The organism is Paenibacillus sp. P32E (assembly GCF_001909085.1).
GTDB classification, from domain to species: Bacteria; Bacillota; Bacilli; order Paenibacillales; family Paenibacillaceae; genus Paenibacillus_AQ; species Paenibacillus_AQ helianthi.
This window is the reverse complement of the sequence record NZ_LVYY01000001.1, coordinates 498461-519284: the sequence shown is the minus strand read 5'-3', so window position 1 is coordinate 519284 and position 20824 is coordinate 498461. Positions and strand designations below refer to the sequence as shown.

Genomic DNA, 20824 nt, shown 5'->3' with positions numbered 1-20824 from the left:
TTCACTCCCAATCGGTTATTATATTAAAGCGACAGAAGATACTCATTTGTTCCATCATCTACCGCTTCTCCCGACTCATTTACGTAAGGGAGCCCATTATACTTAAGCACATGGTCAAGGCAATACATTTCGCCTTGTTTGTAATCGAGCAGCAGAATTTCTTCCGGCAAGGTCGGAACAAGCTGTTTCAGACGTTCAGGCAAGTACTGCGGAGCAACCGCCTGATGCCACTTCAACACGATCTTCTCCGGTTGCTTAATACTTGGATAGAATCCGCAAATCTCGAATTTGCCGAAATCGTGGGACGTCAGCAGGACACCTTTCTTTTCTAATCCACCAAGATTCCGTTTAGACTCTGCCACGTTTTGGAATGCTTCATCCAAGGTCAATGCATACTGCTCTACGCCGCGAACCGGCATAAATACCGTCATATAATAGGAAATGATTTGATTGTCCAGAAACTTGCGCTGCAAATCAATCAGAGTTTTGACCGATTCATTCACTCCACGAATGATTGCAGGCTGTCCTCTAACCTGCACACCGACTTCTTGCAGTGCCCGCGTTGCTTTGATTGCCAGTGGGCCGAACTCACCCGGATGATTGAATTGTGATATGACACTAACTTGCTTACCTTCCACACGACTGATTTGTCTGAAAAACTCCAATAACTCCTCATCAAGGAATCTCTCTGGGTAATAAGCTAACCCCTTCGTCGCAAACCGAACTAAACGGACATTCGGTGCCGCAAGCAACGAACCAATGAGTTCAGTTAACTCGGCTGTCTTGCGGAAAGAAGCAGGGTCGCCACCAGTCAGAAGGATATTATCGACATATGGGTTTTTCTCCAAATATTCAAGTGCTGCATTCAGTTTATCGTTTATTTTTTTATGCTCTTGCTCTTCATGCCGAATTTCGTTTACTTTGTAGCAGAACTGGCAATTGGCGATACAATAATCATCAATATGCAGAAGCAGCGTCTTTTTATATTTATGCTGAAGAAACGAAGTATCATCCTGACGATATGACCGATTACCATACGGATCAAATCTACCCTTAAAAGGCTTACTGCCCGGTGGAGGAAGCACAATATTGATCATTTGAGTGCGGTAAGGCTCAGTCTGTTCAGCAATTAGTTGGGCATAATAAAGTGTAACTTTAAATGGCATATAAGATTGTTCCAACAGTGTGCGTCTCTCTTCTTTTTCAGCTTCGCTCATCCCAACAATGACCGAAAACTCCTCGAAGCCTTTTTTGCCAACGAGCAATTCAAATTTCACAACCTATCATCCTCTCGGAATTATTTGTATTGAACTAATTGAGTGATGCATGACTGGCTTTCAGTAGAATAAAGCTAGCGATCGACTCCAATGTTGGATAATCGTTGAAATCGAATGTATCTTCATTAAATTCAATGTCGTAATGCTCTTCTACCGCGACGATGAGTTTCAAATATTGAATAGATGTAACACCCAACTCGAACAAATTTTGCTCCCATATACTGTCGTTCAGTTCTTTGCCCTGGGAAATTTCACGCGCGATTTGTAGTACCGTATGCTTAACAGCTGTTGTATCCATCATAATGCAACCTTCCTCTCTTATTGTTCGGCAACCTGGTCAATCCAGGCCGCCAGCTCTCGAATCGTGCTTAATGTTTTTATTTTTATGGAGACCATGTCATCAACCGGCATTGTAAACTTGTTTTCTACAGCTATCTCTAGCTGCACCGCGTGTAAAGAGTACCCGCCTAATTCGAAAAAGTTATCCAGAACAGATACCGAATTAGTCTGAAGGATTTCCTCCCAAGTCTCAATCAGAAACATTTCTGTCTCCGTCAATGCTTGCTCCGGTACCGCTGCTTCCTCCTTCTTGCAAGCATGTAGAGACTGTAGCGCTTTTCGGTCCGTCTTGCCATTGGGCGTCAATGGAATATGATCGACAGTAATCCATGTCCGGGGTACCATCGCGAACGGCATTTCGTTCACCAGATCATGTATAATGCTCTCCATCTCACTCGAATCAGACGGCAAAATATAAGCGGTGATTGATAGCTGATCGTTTCCATCGCTATTTACCGTAACGGCAGCGTTCTCAACATTTGGATGGCGTCTAAGGCTCATCTCTACTTCACTGAGCTCAATCCGGACACCTCGAATTTTCACCATATCGTCCGCTCTTCCGATATAGCGGAGTATACCGTCCGGCATGAGGCTAACCATGTCCCCGGTATGATATAGCAGTTGACCGTCATCGAACGGATTAGGAATAAACTTGCTGCTGGTCAACTCTGGCAAACGCCAATAACCCCGAGCCACTCCCAGACCCGAGATATACAATTCACCCGAGGCTCCAAGAGGCTGGAGTTGATAATGTCGGTTTAATACATATATTTTCGTATTATGGATCGGCCGTCCCAATTGCACGGTATCGGTAGCAGTAATTGGGTGAATTAATGACCATACCGACGTCTCAGTCGGACCGTACATATTATATATCGATGCATTCGTCCTGCTTCTCAATTTCGCTGCGAGCTTCGCCGGGAACACTTCGCCGCCAACCATTATCGACGTGAGCTTACTCCAATAATCAGGGCTCTCCTCGAAAGACAATAAGAATGTTAGCAGAGATGGTGTCAATTGAAGCATCTCTACATTATGAGTCGTTATCAAGGCGCCAATTTCTTTCGAATTTTTGCTCTGCCGATCGTTAGCCATTACGATTCGCATGCCGCATCCTAACGGGATGAGGCTTTCCAGGATAAAAATATCAAAGGAGTATGACGTTAATGAAATCATACTCTTGTTCTCGCAATACTCAATTTGGTCGCAAATGCCTTCGAACAAATTTGCAAGCGATCCGTGTTCAATCATGACACCCTTCGGCGTGCCTGTAGAGCCAGACGTGTAGATTAGATAAGCCAAATCTCCATAGCAGCAGGCTATCTGCAGATTATCTGAATCCCCCGTATATCCTGCTTCCTCATCCATTAAGATTAATTCAACAGGCTGTTCCTCTAAATCATGCCTAATCGCCGACTGTGTCAGAACGATGTTGCAGCTGCTATCTTGAAGCATATAAGATACCCGGCTGATTGGATAAGATGGGTCGATGGGGACGTAAGCCGCTCCTGCCTTCATAACAGCTAGCATCCCGACGATCATTTCCATGGAACGCTGCATATATAGACCAATAATTGTATCCCGTCCAATGTTCTTTGTCCGCAGCTTTCGTGCCATTTGATTCGCCTTCGCATTAAGCTCCCCGAAGGTTACCCGGCTTTGCTCGAACAATATGGCAATTCTGTCCGGATCCTGCGCGACTTGCCTTTCGAAACGTTCAACAAGTGTAAGTTGCTCGATAGCTATCTTGTCAGTCTTGTTCATGTTGGCCAGCAACTGTTTCTCACGTGCCGTCACAATATTTGCTTCCGCCAGCGGTTTATCCGGCTGCAGCAGCAGGCTCGGCAATACTTGCTTCACACGTTCATGCCAAAGCTCGATCATCTCCAGCGTATACAAGGTTTCATCATATCTGCTCTCAATTGTTATCTGGTCTTCATGCAGTTTGAACGAAAAGATCAAATCCACAGTAGCCAATTCATCTAAAGGTGTATCAGCCCATACATTATAAGTAATGACAAACGGCATACTTGGACGTTGCTTCTGTAAATTCAACATCGCTTGGAAGCCAGTAAATGGGTACGAACTGTACTTATGTGCTTCTTGATACTGCTCTCGCACCTCATATAAGTACTGCCTGAATGTCTGCTCTGGGCCCGTTATAACTGTACTTAACGGAAGCAGTGCCGTTAAGCCAGCTTCGCCATGCTCTGACGGAATCATAATCATCGCATCTTCTATGTTATTATAGCGAGAAAGCAAATAACTGGAAGCAGCCAGAAAAATAGCGAATATCCCCTGCTCCGATCGATTCCCAATCTTGAGGAGTAGCTGCGAGACTTCATTCGATAATTCACTCCGGTATAAGGCGTAGCATGATTCTTGCTTCTCATAGCCCACCTTGTCCGGCGGTAAGCCGGTCAGTTGATCGTGATCTCTCAATCTTTCCGTCCAATATTTCTTCTCTGCAGAAAAACCCAGTTCGAGCACTTTAGCCTCATAATCCAGTGTCTCCATAGGATACCTCCCTAGAGTAGCAATGGCTGCCCTCTAAAAATCAAATACGATCGACTCCTTGTGATTCGCGTCGGCTATATCACTTCCTACCAGCCTTATCTGTTGATACTTCACTTGCCGGTCATTCAGGATGGCCAGCAATATTTTGCGATAATGCTCCATCATCTTCGAAATCGTCTTGGCTTTGAACAGCTGTGTACGATACTCAATACGGAAACGTATTACTCCGTTTGATTCCATTGCTTCCCATGTCATATCGAATTTGGCCGTTCCATTTGAGTACGCCGTATTGATTTCTTGTATTACAAACTGCTCCAAACCGGATTCATAAACCGCAGCGTTTTGCAGAATAAACATCGTGTCAAATAAAGGATGCCTTCCCGGTTCATTTTTCAGACGAATTTTGCTCAGAAGTTCGTTGAACGGATATTGCTGATACTTGTAGGATTGAATAAGATCCGATTTAACCCTCATCAAAAAGTCTACATACCGCTCATCGTCCTTCACTGTCGTTTTGATCGTAAGCGTATTAATCAAGCAGCCGATAATCTCTTTGAATTTCCTCTCACTTCGTCCTTCAATAGGAAACCCGATTACAACTTCACGATCGCCGGTTATTTTTGTTAACAAGATGCTGTAGACAGACAGCAGCACCATGTAAAGCGTCGTTCCCGTTTCCCTACACAGTTCTAACGTTCGCACGGAAATCGTCGGGTCCAGCTCAAACGTGAGAGAATGGCCTTCCCAGGTAGGATGAACCGTTCTTGGGTAATCAATTGGGAGTTCGCTTCTTGGTGCCTGTTGCTCATACAGGGCAAGCCAAAAACGCTCCTGCTCCTCAAACGATTGACTTCGCTCGAACTGTCGCTGCCAATGAATGAAATCTTTATACTGATATGGCAGAGGCTCAAGCTCCAGCCCTTTATAGAACGATTGAAAATCCCGAATCATAATTTCGATCGAAGTACCATCAGCAATTAAATGATGCATATCAAACATTAACAAATGTTTATCCGTAGCAAGCTCGGCGTATTCAATCCGCATTAATGGCGGAATGGCCAGCTCAAATGGCCTTACAAATCCGCGAATATGCTCCTGAACATTCTCTTCATCGACTTTTCCGTAGACAACTTTAAGCCGTATATCATCCGATTCAAGAAACTGTATATACTCGTTATTTATCTGTTTAAATCCGGTACGGAGTACATCATGGCGCTCTATTAATTTTTGAACTGCAAATTCAAGTCGGTCCAAGCGAATTTCGCCGGTGAAAATATAGAAGGAAGGCAAGTTATAGGCTGTATTAATCAGACCTCCCCGCTCAGCCAATAAAATGCTCCGCTGAGCGTACGAAACCGGATAACTTTCCTCTCCAAGGTTCCCTTTGTAATCAGAATCAGGAACGTGATCCGTAAGTCTGCGTTCGCCGACGCTGTCAATAAAACCTGACAATCCACCTATGCTCGGATAGTTGAAAATGGTAGACACATCGAGAACACTACCGTATTGCTTGAACAATTTCTCGTATATTTGCAGTGCAAGTATGGAATCTCCGCCCAGAGCATAAAAGTCGTCATAGATATAAATAGACTCAAGTCCGAGCACTTCCGCCCATGCATGAGCTACAATCCGCATCGTTTCAGTAACCTTTTCACCCTTACCTGCCGATACCTGAACCTGTTTGCGTGCAGTTACCGGTTGAGAAGTTTGATCCGTTCTGTTGCTTTTGCTACCCGTAGACACTTTACCTGCGATGCTGGTATGTATCCCGAAGTAATAGTTGTGCTTCATCTTTGCATCGAACAGCTTGTCATTCAATTGGCCATATAGAACGTTTCGCCTTTGCTCCAATAATGCCGTATCCATCACTTCCAACGCTTCACTTGTTCCTAGCGGTATGATGAAATAGTTTTCAATATCAGATTGGTTCGCAACTGACATACCAGTCTGGGACCACGGTGGCCAATTGATTGCAATCGTCGGTTTACCTCGCTGATTTCGGCTATCGCAGAACGTGTCCAAATAGCAATTGGCCGCAGTATAGTCCGATTGCCCCGCTTCGCCTATGAATGACATCGCTGAGGAGCTGACGAGGAAAAAATCAATTTCCAAGTGACTAGTAAGATTATCAAGCAGCCACGCCCCATACGCCTTGGTTGCAAATACTTTCTGCATATCGGTATGTTTTTTAGTATAGAGCAGACCTTTACCGGCAACTCCCGCATTATGAATAATGCCATTTATTTGCCCGTATTGCTGTAGAATATCGATAACGATTTGTTCCATTCGAATCGGGTCGGCAGTATCTCCCTGATATAACTTAACCGTAGATCCTGTATCCTCAATGTACCGGATAGCTGAGATTTTTTCATCGATATCCGGGCGGTTTGACTTGGGTTCGATATCAATGTTGCGATTGATTAAAATGAGATGCACAGCCTTCTTCGCTGCCCAATGCTTGGCGATCGCCAGCCCAATACCACCCAACCCGCCCGTAATAACGTAGACGCCATTCTCGGTAATATCCAAACTTTGGGCATCGACAGACGGAAGACTCGGTGCCAACTCCGGCTCATAGGCAGTTCCTTTCCTGAATGACATTGTGAAACGGGTGCTCCGTAAGGCAAGTTCTCTCATAAGCGCTTCTACAGTGGTGTGTTCGTCTATGTCTATGCAGCGGAACGTCCAATTCCGCAGCTCCTGCGATGCCCCTCTCAGCAACCCTATAGCTGCTGCAAGATGAGGATTCAGCCGCGTATCGTCTCCGGAGATAGCATATGCATTGCGCGTAATTAAGGAAACCTCTAACGAATGATCAAGCTGAATGGTAGTCAACTGCTTCATCAAATGGAACAGATCGTAAACGCCTCTTTGCACATGATCTTGAAGATCTCCGAACGACTCCACCGGGTCGGTTAAATCAAGAGAGCTGCAATGAATCAATCTACTAATTTGAGCTTCTGCACAAATATCGGCGATCGATTTCATCCCTTGCATAGAGGGATCCACAATATAGCTTTGTCTATCCAATCGTTTGCCATCGATACCGCCTGCGAGGCCAATTTCAATCTCGAAGACCTCATTGCCTTGACGCTTCAACGAATCGATGATACTCTCGCTTACTCCTTTCTGGTCCTTAATAACCGCAATGCGCGAAGGGCTTATGACGCTTCGGTCCACTTCCTCCATAGGCTTCCACTGCACATTGTAATAGGAAGAGCTAACCGGCTTCGATTCCACTTGGAGTGACGGCTCAGAAATCCGTTTTATCACATAATTATCCAGGACTCCGAATACTTGCCCGCTCATATCGATTAATTGGATATCAAATGATATCGCTTCAGGATCTTGCATATCCGGTGTTTCATGTATTTTAATATAGCTGTAGAATTGTGACCGTTTTCCTCCATCAAATAAAAACGAAGAGGCTGATAAGGGCAAGTAGGTACCTCGTCCAACATCTTGGCTCGCTATATTTAACGCTGTATCCAGTAGCGCAGGATGTAAATTATAGTGCACCATATCCGATTGATACGCCTCAGGTAATCGAATGTGCACCAATAGCTCCCGGTCACCAAATCTAATTTCTTGTACATTAGACCAACGAGGACCGAATTCGAACACACGGCCTGCCGTTTGCTCTGAATCAGGCCGCTGCAAATACGGCTTGACTGCCAACCGTAATTGCTCCAAATCGATTACACCCAGACTCCCCGTCCAGCTCTTTACTCTAGCCTTCGCATGCAGTTCCCAGTCCGTCGATTGCGAGGCAGGCTTGCTCGCTACCGTGATATTGTAGCCCTCCCGCTCTTCCAAGACGGTGGTATGAACCTCTCTTGCCTCTCCTTCCCGACATATTAATGGATTGATCAACAGAAACTGCTCAAACTCTATACTAGGACCATTTATCGCCAGTTGCCCTGCCTGACTCATTAGCTCCATCACAGCCGTACCGGGTAAAATCGACTGACTCCCCAGTTTGTGCTCACTCAGCTCCCAATGCAAATCAGGCGACATAACATTCCTATATATCGTTTGATTATTGGATACAAGCGCTAGTTCTCCGAGCAGAGAATGGTTGGATAGTCGGTGCTGTGTAATCGGAGTCACTCGCAAAGCGTCTGCCCAACATCTCACTTTCGAAAACGGATAGGTCGGCAAATGCAGGATTCGTCTCCGTTCGCCTTCATACAATGCCTGCCAATTCAGGCTGCCCCCGCGAATATATAGCTGGCAGGCGTTCAGTAACGATTGTTCACTGGACCGAACATCGCCGGATATAAGCAGCAATGAGAGTTCGTGATTAAGCTGTTGCAGATCGAATGAAGTCAGTTCTCCCGCGTCCAGCACCTTTTTATCATCAGCTACTATTCTATGACTACCATATAATACACGCTGTTCTCCTTCTGCTACCCTCTCGCTGCGGACCCAACACTTCAGCATGTGTACTAATTCACCGGTACTCGCAGCAACGATGGCAAGCCGATGAAAGGCATGCTTCCGTCCTGTATTGACTGTGAAGCATATATCATGAAAGCGAGGTCGATGATGCTCTATATGTGTAATGTATTTTTCCGCCAGCTCACGCAGCGTCTCTTGCGAGTTCGCCGAAAGCGTGAACATATCGAGCCCTTCCTGTTGCTGCTGACAGCCGGTATCCTGCAGCGGTGCTGGTGCCTCCTCCAACATAATATGGCAATTTGTACCACTAAACCCAAATGAACTCACGCCGGCCCTTCTCGGCTGCGTTCCGTGCTGCTCCCACTCTTTACGCTGTTTAACTACATAGAATGGAGAATCTATAAAGTTAATAAGTGAATTGGGCTCATTGAAATGTAAACTGGCCGGCATCGTCCGATACTTCATGGATAACACAACTTTAACAATCCCGGCAAGGCCCGAAGCTGCGACCGTATGTCCCATATTCGTTTTGATTGAGCCTATTCCGCAAAATTGTCTGCCTGCCGTGTAACGTCTGAACGCTCTAGTCAATCCTTTGAATTCTACGGGATCTCCAAGTACAGTCCCGGTTCCATGCGCTTCTATATAAGATAGCGATGCCGGGTTAATCCCAGCATCTTCCCATGCATCAAGATATAACTGTTCCTGAGCGTCGGCATTCGGAGAAGTTAATCCCTTGGAGGCTCCATCACAGTTGATCGAGCTGCCTTTTATAAGAGCATAAATATCGTCTCCATCAGCCTTCGCTCGTTGTAGCGGTTTCAAGATGAGTGCAATGACGCCTTCCCCTAATACAGCTCCATCCGCTGTCTGATCGAAGGTAGACACTTGATTGCTTGCAGACGACACAATATTCATACCATTATCTTTAAGCGGTACAAGCTGTATATTCACCGCTCCTGCAACGGCAACGTCGCAATCTCCATTTAGCAAGCTTTGTTTCGCTTGATGCACTGCAACAAGTCCCGACGAGCATGCGGTATCAATTACAGCAGACGGACCCTTGAAATCAAAGTGATGTGAAATTCGTCCGGATAAAATACCTGTATACGATCCGGTAAGATGCGATGGGTCCGGCTCCATTACCATTTTATAGATAGGTAGATCCGAATGATCCCGACCGATAAAAACCCCTGTTCTGCTTCCCTTTAATTTATTCCCACCGTATCCGGCATCTTCAAGCGCTTCGGATGTCACTTCCATCATGAGCCGTTGAGCAGGCTCCATATACTTCGCTTCTCTAGGAGATATGTTGAAATAAGCGTAATCAAAGTGGTCAATTCGTTCCAAATAACCACCTAGCGAAAAAATGCCTTCATCCACATCGGCTGATGAATCTCCGAGAAAGAAGTAGGCTTTGTGCGGATCCTGGAATATTCTCTTGACGTCTTGTCTTCGCTGGAGTGGAAGCTCCCTTATGCAATTCCAGCCATTATACAACACATCCCATAGCTCATCCGTATTATCCGCATTTGGAAATCGGCAGGAAATTCCTATTATTGCAATATCATCATTACGATTCGATGTCCCATCAGAGCTCATTCGTCATAGCCTCCATCTCAACAATAATTGAGATCTAACGCACCCTACACCCATCCGGGATCCGTTGTCTCTTGCATCAGTTTGTCGAATATATCACATTGAACGGAAGCAGCAAGTCCCTTCTCCATCATCATTTGTTTAATAACTGTAATGGCTTCTATCATTTCTTCCTGAGCATTCTCTATTTTCTCCGAACGCTTTTTCAGCGTCTGCAGACGCTTATACATATTTGTAATTGCGGTCAGGCTCTGCTCTGACTGTTGCCCCCGATTTGGAGTCGCTACCGCAGTGGCAAGACACCAAGATATTACCTGAGAAGGCATGAGCGGCGCCCACTTCATACGTTTCAGTTCAGCTAGATCGCCCGGATCATCGAACGCATAACAGCGCAAATCATTGTCCGTGTTCTTTAATAAATTTCGCAGTGTGGTGCCAGGCCCTAATTCAACGAACCGGTCAATACCTTGCCGAGTAAAAAAATCCATCGATGCCTTCCACTGAACGGTGGCCGATATTTGTGAAGCAAGAGCAGTCTTTAGCTCGGAACTTCTTCTGTAGGGTAATCCGGTTAAATTAGAAATAACTAATTTATCCGTTGAATACAGCGTGTATTTATCAAACTCTTTCCTGAACGTTTGTGCCGCTCTCACCATTAAGGGGGAATGAAAGGGCGCCCCTACTTGAAGAGAGATCGCGGACGCCCGAGCGAATTGTTGCTGCAGCCGCTCGGAAACTTTAATAACAGCCGAACGATGACCTGAAATAACGACTTGATTATTGCTATTCACGTTCGCTACTGTGACTAAACCACTCTCGTCGGATACCTCTTCGCAAGCCTCGTAAATCGAGGTAATGCCCACGCCTCGTATGGCCTGCATCAATCCCGTTCCAGCTTCAACCGCTTCATACATCAGTTGGCCACGTACCTGTACCAACCGAAGCATGTCGTCGAATCGAATGACGCCGGCACAGCATAGCGCGCTGTATTCTCCCAGACTGTGACCGGCATAATAAGCGGGCGTTATACCAACCTCATTCACGAAAATCTGATACGCTGCTACGCTTAGGGTGACAATGGCGGGCTGTGTAATGCGGGTATCAGCGAGTTGTTCTGTTTCCCCTTCGAAGCATATACGCTTCAAGTCATATTTCAATACTTCGCTTGCTTCCTCGAATACTCGTCTCACTATTGAATACTCCTTATACCAACGCCGACCCATCCCGGAATATTGCGACCCTTGACCTGGAAATAAACACGCTAAACGCTCGATTTCTCTCTCCTCCTACCTAATTGCTTAACGAATCTCATGGATCTGCTTGAAGCGCTTCATTTGTACCCACACCTCATCAAGCCCGCCAGATAAACGCAAGGATTCACCGACGAGTCTACAGTTCGACTTTATTTCTTCACTCTCCAGCACTTCCTTAACTGTACTTGCCAGCGAATGAGGGGTAATTGTATCGAGTTCGAGTTTCATTCCCACGCCTAATTGTTCTACTCTTTCGGCTACTAGAAATTGATCTACTGCTCTAGGTATGACGATGACCGGCACGGCATGAAATAACGCCTCGTTAATACTATTGAACCCGCCGTGAGTAATAAATAAAGTTGTCAGCCTCAGTAGCTCTTGTTGTGAAACCCAAGGCATAAGCTCAATATGACCCGGCAGTTCAGTGTGCAAATCCAGTTCGACGTTACCGGTAGAAATCACTACACGTCCATTAAAGTCCCTGAATGCTTCAATACACATTGCATAAAATTGCGGTTTATGGTTAAATACGGTACCAAATGAAATATAAATAAGCGGAAGCCGTTTATCGGCATCCGCTTGCTCCGTTATTGTATGATCCGAGAATGATGTTTGCTTTATAAGCGGTCCTACAAACCGAAAAGAGGAGTCAAATGAATCCATATGAATCTGAAACAATGAAGACGTATATACAAAATTCAATTCCTGTTTATTAACAAGCAGATCGATCAAATCGTCGCTTTCCTCTGTTAAGTCTCGCATTGCTGCAAACATAAGCTTCAGCATTCTCTGTACCGCACGTCCCTGCTTCGGAAACAAAGCATTCGGACTGTCAGTCGGCATTAATAATACGTTCTGGATGAACTGCTCCGGGTACTTATCATAAATATCCTGGTTATACCCGAATGTCGTGATTGATGATACGGCCGGAAGTCGATTGATACGCGCCGTCATTTTACCCCAGCTGCAAAAAGAGTCATGGATAATGTAATCAATATTACTGCTTGAAATCAACGCATTCAAGCCCGGTACCAGCCGTTCCCGGGCTTGTAATAGCTCCAGAAGCAAGCCAGCGAATTCCGAAAGCTTATCTGTTCCAGCTGTTTCTGACCCGGATGGTGAATATTCTTCTTCTGACTCCAGGAATAACGCTCCGCTATTTTCAATGGCTTCCCGGAAGTTTTCATTGCCAAAAAAATATACGGTCTCACCGTGTTGAACCAAAAGGCGGCTTAATCCGAGTAACGGCCTCATATGACCAAAAAGAGGAAATCCTATAAGTAATACGTTCGACATATCGACCTCATCCTAGAATCTTTTTCGTTTTCGATCGATCGATTGAAACAGCTTCTTCATTTTCACCTTCTGTTTCAATTGTTCCCGCTCATTTTCTTTACGCTCTAGATGCTGCGATTCTTTTTGGAGCTTCATGTAGCTCTTGAATCGCTCGGCGCTAAGCTGGCCTGATTGAATCGCTCTTTCAACCTCACACCCCGCTTCTCCTTGGTGAAGACAGTCTCGATACTTGCACCTAACAGCGAATGATTGTACATCTTGAAAGTTATAATCTACCTGCTTATTCGTCCACAACTGCAATTCGCGCATACCAGGCGTATCGATAATCATTCCGCCTCTAGGGAGCATTACTAATTGCCGATGCGTCGTTGTATGTTTGCCCAACCCGTCATGTGCCCGCACAGCGCCTACAGCCATTATGTCTTGCTCACTTAAACAGTTCATTAAGGTCGACTTGCCAACACCTGAAGAACCCAGCATTGCGATCGTCTGACCGGGTTGACAGTACACGTCTAGCGCTTCAATCCCTTGTCGGTTCACCACACTAATGACATGCGTTGGTATAGCGGGTGCAAATTGCTGCACGAGACTAATTTTATGTTCAACATCATCGCATAGATCGGCTTTGCTCAGCACTATGACTGGATTTGCACCGCTCTCTCTTGCCATAACCAGATACCTTTCCAGCCGGCGTAGATTAAAGTCATTGATTAAAGAATTGACCAGAAACACCGTATCGATATTCGCAGCCAGCACTTGTTCTTCAGTGGTGTTACCAGCCGATTTCCGAGAGAACTTACTGAACCTAGGCAATATCGAATGAATAACACCTTTCTCCTCTTGATTAACCTGCCGATAGATGACCCAGTCTCCCACAACGGGAAAATCACGTTTATTGGCAGCTTCATAACGGAACCTTCCGGATACGTTTACATGAACCTTTGTATCTGTGCCCATCATGATTGTATATAGATTCCGCTGTTCTTCGATTACTCTTCCGACCTGGAATCCTTGTTGTTGATACGAATAAAAATAAGGATCGAATTCTTGCCTCCATCCTAACAAGTCAAGATTCATTTAACCACTCCAAATATTAATGTACTAGAGAATAATATTCGCGTTCGCAAGATAATATTGGTATAAAAAAACTTTCTTCCATACATCAATTTATTTTAGTGAGTAGCATCGGACAATTTCATCACCAATAATCTCTCCATTAATATGAAATCCCATCATCTCATATAAGTTAGCCGCAGCAACATTATTGGCCCGATGTCCAAGTTTTATTTTGTCCGTATCGTACTTATTCTTGAAATAATGGATGAACTCAGTAAGCGCTTGCAAGGCATAGCCTTTTCTTTGAAACCTTTCATCAATCATGAACGTCGTTATCCAATACTCGCCATCATCCGGATCTAAATTGTAGATTAGAAAACCTACCATAACTTCGTCGGCATAAATTGCCTTCAGACAAAAATGAGTGGCATACTTGGATTCTGCAATCCAGTAAACGATCGGGCATGGATACAGGCTAAGCTGCTCCTCACTTACGCGAAGTTGCGTCGCCTCATACCAGTTGTGCTCTGTAATTTCTTCTAAATGAACGTTAACCTTATTCAATACTAACTCCTCACTTTCATAGTTTACAAAATGGGATCAACGCTTCGGTTGGATCGATATAAGTCGATTTGTCCACAGCTCTGTTAGACTCTCAATCACTGGTGCTGACAATTCACTTAAATCCGTATTTTTTACGACGGCTTCATATAATTCCTCAGTAATCGCAGATTCGCTTCCCGAATAACGATGTCGAATCCCATAGCCAATTCCCCCTGTATGATGAGTGCCACTACAAACAATCTCAGCATATGGCATAAGCACAGCCTCGTACGAAGCCCAATCTTGATATTCCGCGGCCTTCTTGCGGATAACATAATTCCCGATGCATAATCCATTAAGCTCTGTTGTCAAATAGCAGGCCAACGCATCGTGAACCGAATTTACAATAGGTTCCGCATTGTTATTGAAAGAAGTATTCAGAACGATCGGGATACCTGTTCTCTGCTGAAAATTTCTTATTAACTGATAGAATAATGGATTGGTATCTTTCCTTACCGTCTGTACCCGAGCCGTACCATCGACGTGAGTAATGGCGCCAAGTTCGGAGCGCCACTGCTCTTTCACATTCAATACGAACACCATATAATCAAGTGAGCTGCACCCATCTATGACGTCGAAATAGGTAGGTGCTTCCGATGCTAATACAGCCGGTGCGAATGGCCGGTAACCTTCACGTTTCTTTACCATTGAATTTATAATTGTCTTGTTCTCGCTAGGGCGGGGATCGGCAATAATGCTGCGATTGCCAAGGGCTCTAGGACCGAATTCAGAGCGTCCCTGAACCCATCCGATTACTTTACCCTCCGCCAGCATTTCCGCTGCTGCTTCGGTAATATTGTCTACCTGCACAAATTCTACCAATCCATTCCACTTAGCAAGCTCTCTTCCAACAGATTCATCCGGTGGTAAATCAGTACCCCAGTATACATCGGTTATTTGCTCCCGCTTCCGCTCAGGCTTATTCGTATAATATACATGAAGGGCAGCCCCGAGAGAGCAGCCCGCATCATGAGCTGCCGGTTGTACAAATATCTCGTCGAATAAGCCGGAATAGTAGATTTTTCCGTTCATTGAGCAATTGTGCGCAACCCCGCCTGCCATGCAGAGCTTCCGGATCGATGTTTCTTTTTTGAAGAAAGTCAACATATGCAGTACGATTGTCTCCAGCATTTCCTGCAGACTCGCTGATATATTTTGATGCACTTGAGTGAACGTCTCCCCCTTCCGGCGAGGCGTCAAGTATTCATAGAGCAATCCTATTCTTTTCGTATGCAGGGTATACGTACCATCTGGATGTAATGTATAAAATTTTCTGAATACACTGCGATATACCGAAGCGTCACCATATGGAGCAAGCCCCATCACCTTATACTCATCGAACAGCTGGTAACCAAGAAACTTGATGACTTCCAAATAAAATAGGCCTAAGGAGTTGTCCTCCGGAATAGTATGCAAAGTGTTTATTGTCTGGCCATCCACAGTAGATTGAATTAATCCTGACAGGCCGTCTCCAGTACCGTCCAACGACATGATGAGACTTTCGTCGTATCCCGATGCATAGTAAGCGCTCATCGTATGGCAAATGTGATGAGGGACGAAAATAATTTTCTCAGCAGAAAATTCACTTCCCAAATACTTTTGTAACTTCGAGGCCATATAATTTCTCACCGAATGAATCAATGGCTTGTCCGGGTGATTCCACGTATGTAATTTCAACAGTTGATCGATGTAATGCTCTGTACCGTATACCGCTATATAATCAATATCCTGCAGGGTGACCTGTCTCTCAGTTAGACAAAATTCAATTGCGGCTATAGGTAAACGATTTGTATGCTTAATGCGATTCAATCTTTCTTCTTCTATAGCAGCAACTACATGACCATCCTCAATTAATACGGCTGCAGAATCATGGGCCTTGCCGTAAGGAAACTCAATGATTGTGTCATGAATACTATCTATGCCACCCGATATGCCGAGAATTAGCATCTTCTCACCCTTTTATCATAGTTGGAATAGCTGATTAAGCTCTTCTGTCGATAAGCCGGCCAGTTCGAAGTCGGAGGACGTGAACTCCAGTTCTTCTGTAGTTCTACAATGCTCGGCTATTGACTTGATATGCTCTAGAAATGCTTCCATAAACCGTTCCATATGCTCAGTAGTTAATCTGTTTTGATTGTAAGTAATTTGTATTTTTAGCTTATCGGAAACTACCAGGCAGTTCAATTCTATTAAACTGCTAAGCTTATTCGCGCGACTCGATTCAACGCCGGTCTCTTCAAATACAATTTGGAAGTATTCATTGTCTACTGCCTTAGAGAACTCTCCTAAATAATTGAAACGAATGACATCAGACTCGCTTTCCTGTACCATGCCGCAAATGTACTTATATATGCCGTAATTTCTTCCATTATGAGGAATCCGTCTGACTAGTTCCTTTACCTCCTTGATCTGCTCGTCAAGCTCATTGCTTGTCAGATCAGCATGAAGAGGATAGAAGCTTGTGAACCATCCGACGGTCTCGGTTAAATCCAACTGCGGGACACCCTCCCTACCATGCCCTTCAAGCTCTAGCGTTATAGCCTGCATAGATGTCAGTTCTCTGATCGTGCGCATTAACGCCAACAGCAGCAGCTCTTTTGTCTGCGTATTATAGGCGATGTTCGCGTTGGTTAATAGATTGCTCGTGATGCCCTCCGGTACTTCGGTATAAAGGGTATAAGCCTCATCTGTCGAGCTCTCCGCCTCAATTGCGTATGGATACTTGAATAGACGTCCCGCCGAGTCCAACCAATAGTCCAGCTCGTTATCCGGCATTACCTGACTTTGTAAATATAAATCCTCGGCCCATGCCTTGTACGAAGATGTTTTAAATGGCAGTTCCAACTCTCTTCCTTCCCGAAGCTGCTTCAATAGCATATACAAATGCGATAAAATAATCCGCCATGATACTGAATCCATCACCAGATGGTGAGCGGTCAGTAGCAGATGGTTGCCTTGCTCACCAAGCTCAAACAAACATGCTTGCACTAGCAGATCCCGGTTAAGCTGCGTTTCACTCTTCATCTTCGTTGCCATTTCGATCACATATTCAGCTTGCCGGTCCGGCGCAAGACTAGATAAATCATACCGTTCAATACTCTGCTGATGAATTAAATGATCTTTATTAAAAAACAATCCGTTGTTTGAATCGTAGTTGAGTCTAAGCGCATCGTGGTGTCTTATAATTACGTTCCAGCATAGTATCAGTTCATGTAGCGTTACGGTCGGCGAGATCGAGATCATAATGGACTGATGATAATGCTCCTCGTGATTCAACTGCAAGGACTTAAACCACATAATTGGAGGCGTTTGCGGCAGTATTCCGCTTATTTCATCACGCGATCCAATAACCTTGTACGCTCTTCGGACAGATAAGCTCATTTCTCCTATGATAGGACTTTTCAATATTTCCGCCGCAGTTATTGTGAACCCCAAACTTTTCATCCGTGATGATATCTGAATCGCACTGATAGAGTCTCCACCCAGATGAAAGAAATTGTCGTTTATTCCGATGCGGACAAGGTTCAACGTCTCTTGTATTGTTTCAACCAGAGCGACTTCGATTTCATTGCGTCCATCGACGTGATTCTGCTGATCACCTTTCATTACCGGCTTTGGCAAGTCACGAATATCTACCTTTCCATTGATAGTCAATGGAATCTGTCGAAGAGGCATAAAATAGTCCGGAACCATATATGCAGGAAGTTTCATTGCCAGGTATGATGCCAGGTCGTTATCCTGAATGGATGTTTCCGCAACCAAATATGCACACAAGTGTGAATTTCCTGTCGGGCTTTTAATCTCGGTTACGATCGCCTCCCGAATGGCGGGATGGTTCAAGAGATGATATTCGATTTCATTAAGGTCAACCCGGTTCCCCCTAATCTTCACAACCTGATCCGCTCTGCCCTCGTAGAAGAGAATCCCGTTTGGTGAGGTATGAGCCAAGTCGCCTGTCTTGTACAATCTTTCATTCAAGTGAGGGTGATGAATGAAAGACTTAAATGTTACATCCGGCAGGTTCAAGTATTCCTTCGCAAGTCCGCTCCCGGCAATATAGATCTCCCCTGTAACCCCTTGAGGAACAGGCATCAGATCAGGGTCTAATACATACACTCGAATATTATCAATAGACATACCGATTGGAACCGAAACCTCTTCAGAACAAGCAGGATCAAATTTATGAATCATGCAGCCCACCGTAGCTTCAGTAGGACCGTACTCGTTATAAATCTCAACGTCATGTCCGAATGAACTCATGATGGTTTGTGCCAGACTTACTTTCAAGTCCTCGCCACCCACAATAAATCTCTTCACACCTGCCGCAATATAATTTTGATGCGCAATCAAAGAGAGATGCGATGGGGTAAGCTTGATTACAGTCGATTTATTCTCCCTCAATATCTTATACAGTACATGTTCTTCTGCGACCGGAGGGTATACGATAATTTGCCCTCCGCTAACAAGAGGCGTGAAAATCGATGTAACTGTCAGATCGAATGCCAGCGAAGTGAATAGTGAAAAAACTTCAATCTCACTCTTCACATAAGTATTTTTCGCCCATAGAATATAGTTCAACAGCGCTTTATGATCGATCACTACACCTTTTGGCTTTCCCGTAGAGCCCGACGTATAGATTACATAGGCGGTTCCGTCTAACATATGTTCAGCAATGTCCGGATCGCACGTATTTTCTTTGGACCACGTATCTGCTTCACGCAAATCGACGGTAATATCCACCTTCATTGGATTTATCTTATATCGATCCTCATTAACAAGCACAACCGAAATATCAGAATCAGCCAAAATCAATTCTATTCTTTCCCTTGGTGAATCCGTATCGATTGGGACATACGCTGCACCTGCTTTCATTACGCCTAATATACCGACTATTGATTCGATTGAATGGACCGTAACTAACCCAACCAAATCACCATGAGCGATATTACATTTCATTAAATACCCAGCCAAGCGGTCTACTTCTTCATTCAACTCTTTGTAAGTTAACCATCGGTTATTTAAAATGACAGCAATCCGGTCAGGTGTCTCCGCTGCCTGTTTCTCGAACAACTGTATTACGTTCGTATTGGGCAGCTTTGCATCTTGAGCACGATGACTGGAATCAAATAGCTTGTCCATCTTAGTTTTAGACAATAGCGTCAGTTTACCAACTAATTCGTACGGATTTTCCGTAATTTGATCGATAAGACTGTTCAGTTGATCGTGCAGGGCTGCAATATCCGATCCGGAATAGTTCTTTTCTTTATAATCGTATTCTATTGTCGCAGTATTCTCATCCCCCCATTCCCGGATGATCATTTGCAAAGAATAAGATTGTCGGCCGTTATAAAACTCCACGTTGTCGACTTCCAAATGTCCAAGCTCTCGCCTAAACTTTGTATTATAATAATTGACGCATATGTCAAACAGCCGATTGTCCCCGTGTTCACGTGCGAAGTTAATATCCTTCATCAATAAGTCGAATGGATACTTTTGATGTTTGTAGCAACTAACCGCTTCAGTGTATACGAGTTTGAAAAACTCATAGGCTGATAAAATGCCATCGATGTTTCTAATTCGGATCGGTAAAGTATTCGTAAACATTCCGAAAATACCCTTTTCAATCCGGCTCATCCTGTTTAATGCAGGAGATCCGATTATTACATCTCTTTCGAACGTCGTTTTGTATAAATAGATCATTAAAAGTGCAATGTATATAGAATTAATAGAACAATTGGTATCCGAAGCCATTTTTTTTACTTTCATAAATTGGGGCTGATCCATAAAGAAGGTCATACGCCTGCCCTTAGGATCATCCATAGATCTAAACGGAAGTTTGGACGGTAGATCAGCATATTTAGTATTCCAGAACCTTTTATCCCGTTGAAATCTGTCTGATTGCAGATAATTCTGTTCCTGATTAATGTAAACCGTGTAACGGTTTTCGAACATCTCATGCGCAGGTTGCCCATTAAGAAGCGCCAAATATAGTTCCGCTATTTGATTGGTTAGAATTTCACATGACCAACCATCCGCAATTATATGATGCATTTTAATAAAGTAACCACCCGTACCGCCTTCGATTGTGAATAGGGTAAAATAAAAAAGCCTATCCTCCAAAATAGAGAACGGCTTTGCCGATTCATTAACCATAAATTGCTCAATACTTTTCTTGTCATCTTCTAACTTCTCAAAATGAAAGTATGGCAATGCCTCTTCCCGGTGCTCCTCAACATACTGCCTGACTTCCCCATTATGTAACTCGAATCGTAATCTTAAACCTTCATTCATACGAACCGCCAATTGTATGGCTTTTTCTAACGCGACTAAGTCTATCTCTCCTCTGAGGAATACTGCTCCACCAATGTTATATATTGATGTGGAAGGGGAAAGTTGCTCCTCATACCATATTCTTTTTTGAGCATGGGTTAATCCGTAATATACCGGGAAACTCATTATTCATGCCTCCTAAAAAATATGCTT

The 20824-nt window shown here is 44.3% G+C and carries 10 protein-coding genes; all 10 read right to left on the bottom strand.

All coding sequences use genetic code 11. From position 1 onward, the window contains the following. Positions 1-23: 23 nt before the first annotated feature. The 10 genes from A3848_RS02025 to A3848_RS01980 all read right to left on the bottom strand — a co-directional run bounded on the left by A3848_RS02025 (position 24) and on the right by A3848_RS01980 (position 20797). Entirely contained in the window at positions 24-1277 is a 1254-nt protein-coding gene (locus A3848_RS02025) for a 4Fe-4S cluster-binding domain-containing protein (protein WP_143192196.1), read from the bottom strand. Between the two features lie 34 nt (positions 1278-1311). Next, positions 1312-1578 (bottom strand): acyl carrier protein, encoded by a 267-nt coding sequence (locus A3848_RS02020; RefSeq protein ID WP_074083261.1) that lies wholly within the window; start codon positions 1576-1578, stop codon positions 1312-1314. Between the two features lie 17 nt (positions 1579-1595). Continuing rightward, positions 1596-4133 (bottom strand): non-ribosomal peptide synthetase, encoded by a 2538-nt coding sequence (locus tag A3848_RS02015; protein ID WP_074083260.1) that lies wholly within the window; start codon positions 4131-4133, stop codon positions 1596-1598. Between the two features lie 33 nt (positions 4134-4166). Beyond that, entirely contained in the window at positions 4167-10136 is a 5970-nt protein-coding gene (locus A3848_RS02010; protein WP_074083259.1) for an SDR family NAD(P)-dependent oxidoreductase, read from the bottom strand. Positions 10137-10180: 44 nt separating this feature from the next. After that, the gene (fabD, locus tag A3848_RS02005; RefSeq protein WP_074083258.1) at positions 10181-11407 is read right to left on the bottom strand and encodes an ACP S-malonyltransferase; all 1227 of its coding nucleotides are present in this window, start codon (positions 11405-11407) and stop codon (positions 10181-10183) included. Positions 11408-11431: 24 nt separating this feature from the next. Next, the gene (locus tag A3848_RS02000; RefSeq protein ID WP_074083257.1) at positions 11432-12682 is read right to left on the bottom strand and encodes a macrolide family glycosyltransferase; all 1251 of its coding nucleotides are present in this window, start codon (positions 12680-12682) and stop codon (positions 11432-11434) included. A gap of 12 nt (positions 12683-12694) precedes the next feature. Then, complete coding sequence (gene rsgA, locus A3848_RS01995) at positions 12695-13759, bottom strand: ribosome small subunit-dependent GTPase A (RefSeq protein ID WP_074083256.1); 1065 nt, start codon at positions 13757-13759, stop codon at positions 12695-12697. Positions 13760-13849: 90 nt separating this feature from the next. Next, complete coding sequence (locus tag A3848_RS01990) at positions 13850-14302, bottom strand: GNAT family N-acetyltransferase (RefSeq protein WP_074083255.1); 453 nt, start codon at positions 14300-14302, stop codon at positions 13850-13852. Between the two features lie 36 nt (positions 14303-14338). Then, positions 14339-16288, bottom strand: coding sequence for a carbamoyltransferase family protein (locus A3848_RS01985; protein WP_074083254.1), 1950 nt, complete (start codon positions 16286-16288; stop codon positions 14339-14341). A 15-nt stretch (positions 16289-16303) separates the two neighbouring features. Then, positions 16304-20797 (bottom strand): non-ribosomal peptide synthetase, encoded by a 4494-nt coding sequence (locus tag A3848_RS01980; RefSeq protein ID WP_074083253.1) that lies wholly within the window; start codon positions 20795-20797, stop codon positions 16304-16306. Positions 20798-20824 lie beyond the last annotated feature (27 nt).

Coding starts and splice junctions, on each gene's coding strand:
- A3848_RS01985 (WP_074083254.1), bottom strand. CDS start 16,288: ATGCTAATTCTCGGCATATCGGGTGGCATAGATAGTATTCATGACACA.
- A3848_RS02015 (WP_074083260.1), bottom strand. CDS start 4,133: ATGGAGACACTGGATTATGAGGCTAAAGTGCTCGAACTGGGTTTTTCT.
- rsgA (WP_074083256.1), bottom strand. CDS start 13,759: ATGAATCTTGACTTGTTAGGATGGAGGCAAGAATTCGATCCTTATTTT.
- A3848_RS02010 (WP_074083259.1), bottom strand. CDS start 10,136: ATGAGCTCTGATGGGACATCGAATCGTAATGATGATATTGCAATAATA.
- A3848_RS02000 (WP_074083257.1), bottom strand. CDS start 12,682: ATGTCGAACGTATTACTTATAGGATTTCCTCTTTTTGGTCATATGAGG.
- A3848_RS01980 (WP_074083253.1), bottom strand. CDS start 20,797: ATGAGTTTCCCGGTATATTACGGATTAACCCATGCTCAAAAAAGAATA.
- A3848_RS02020 (WP_074083261.1), bottom strand. CDS start 1,578: ATGATGGATACAACAGCTGTTAAGCATACGGTACTACAAATCGCGCGT.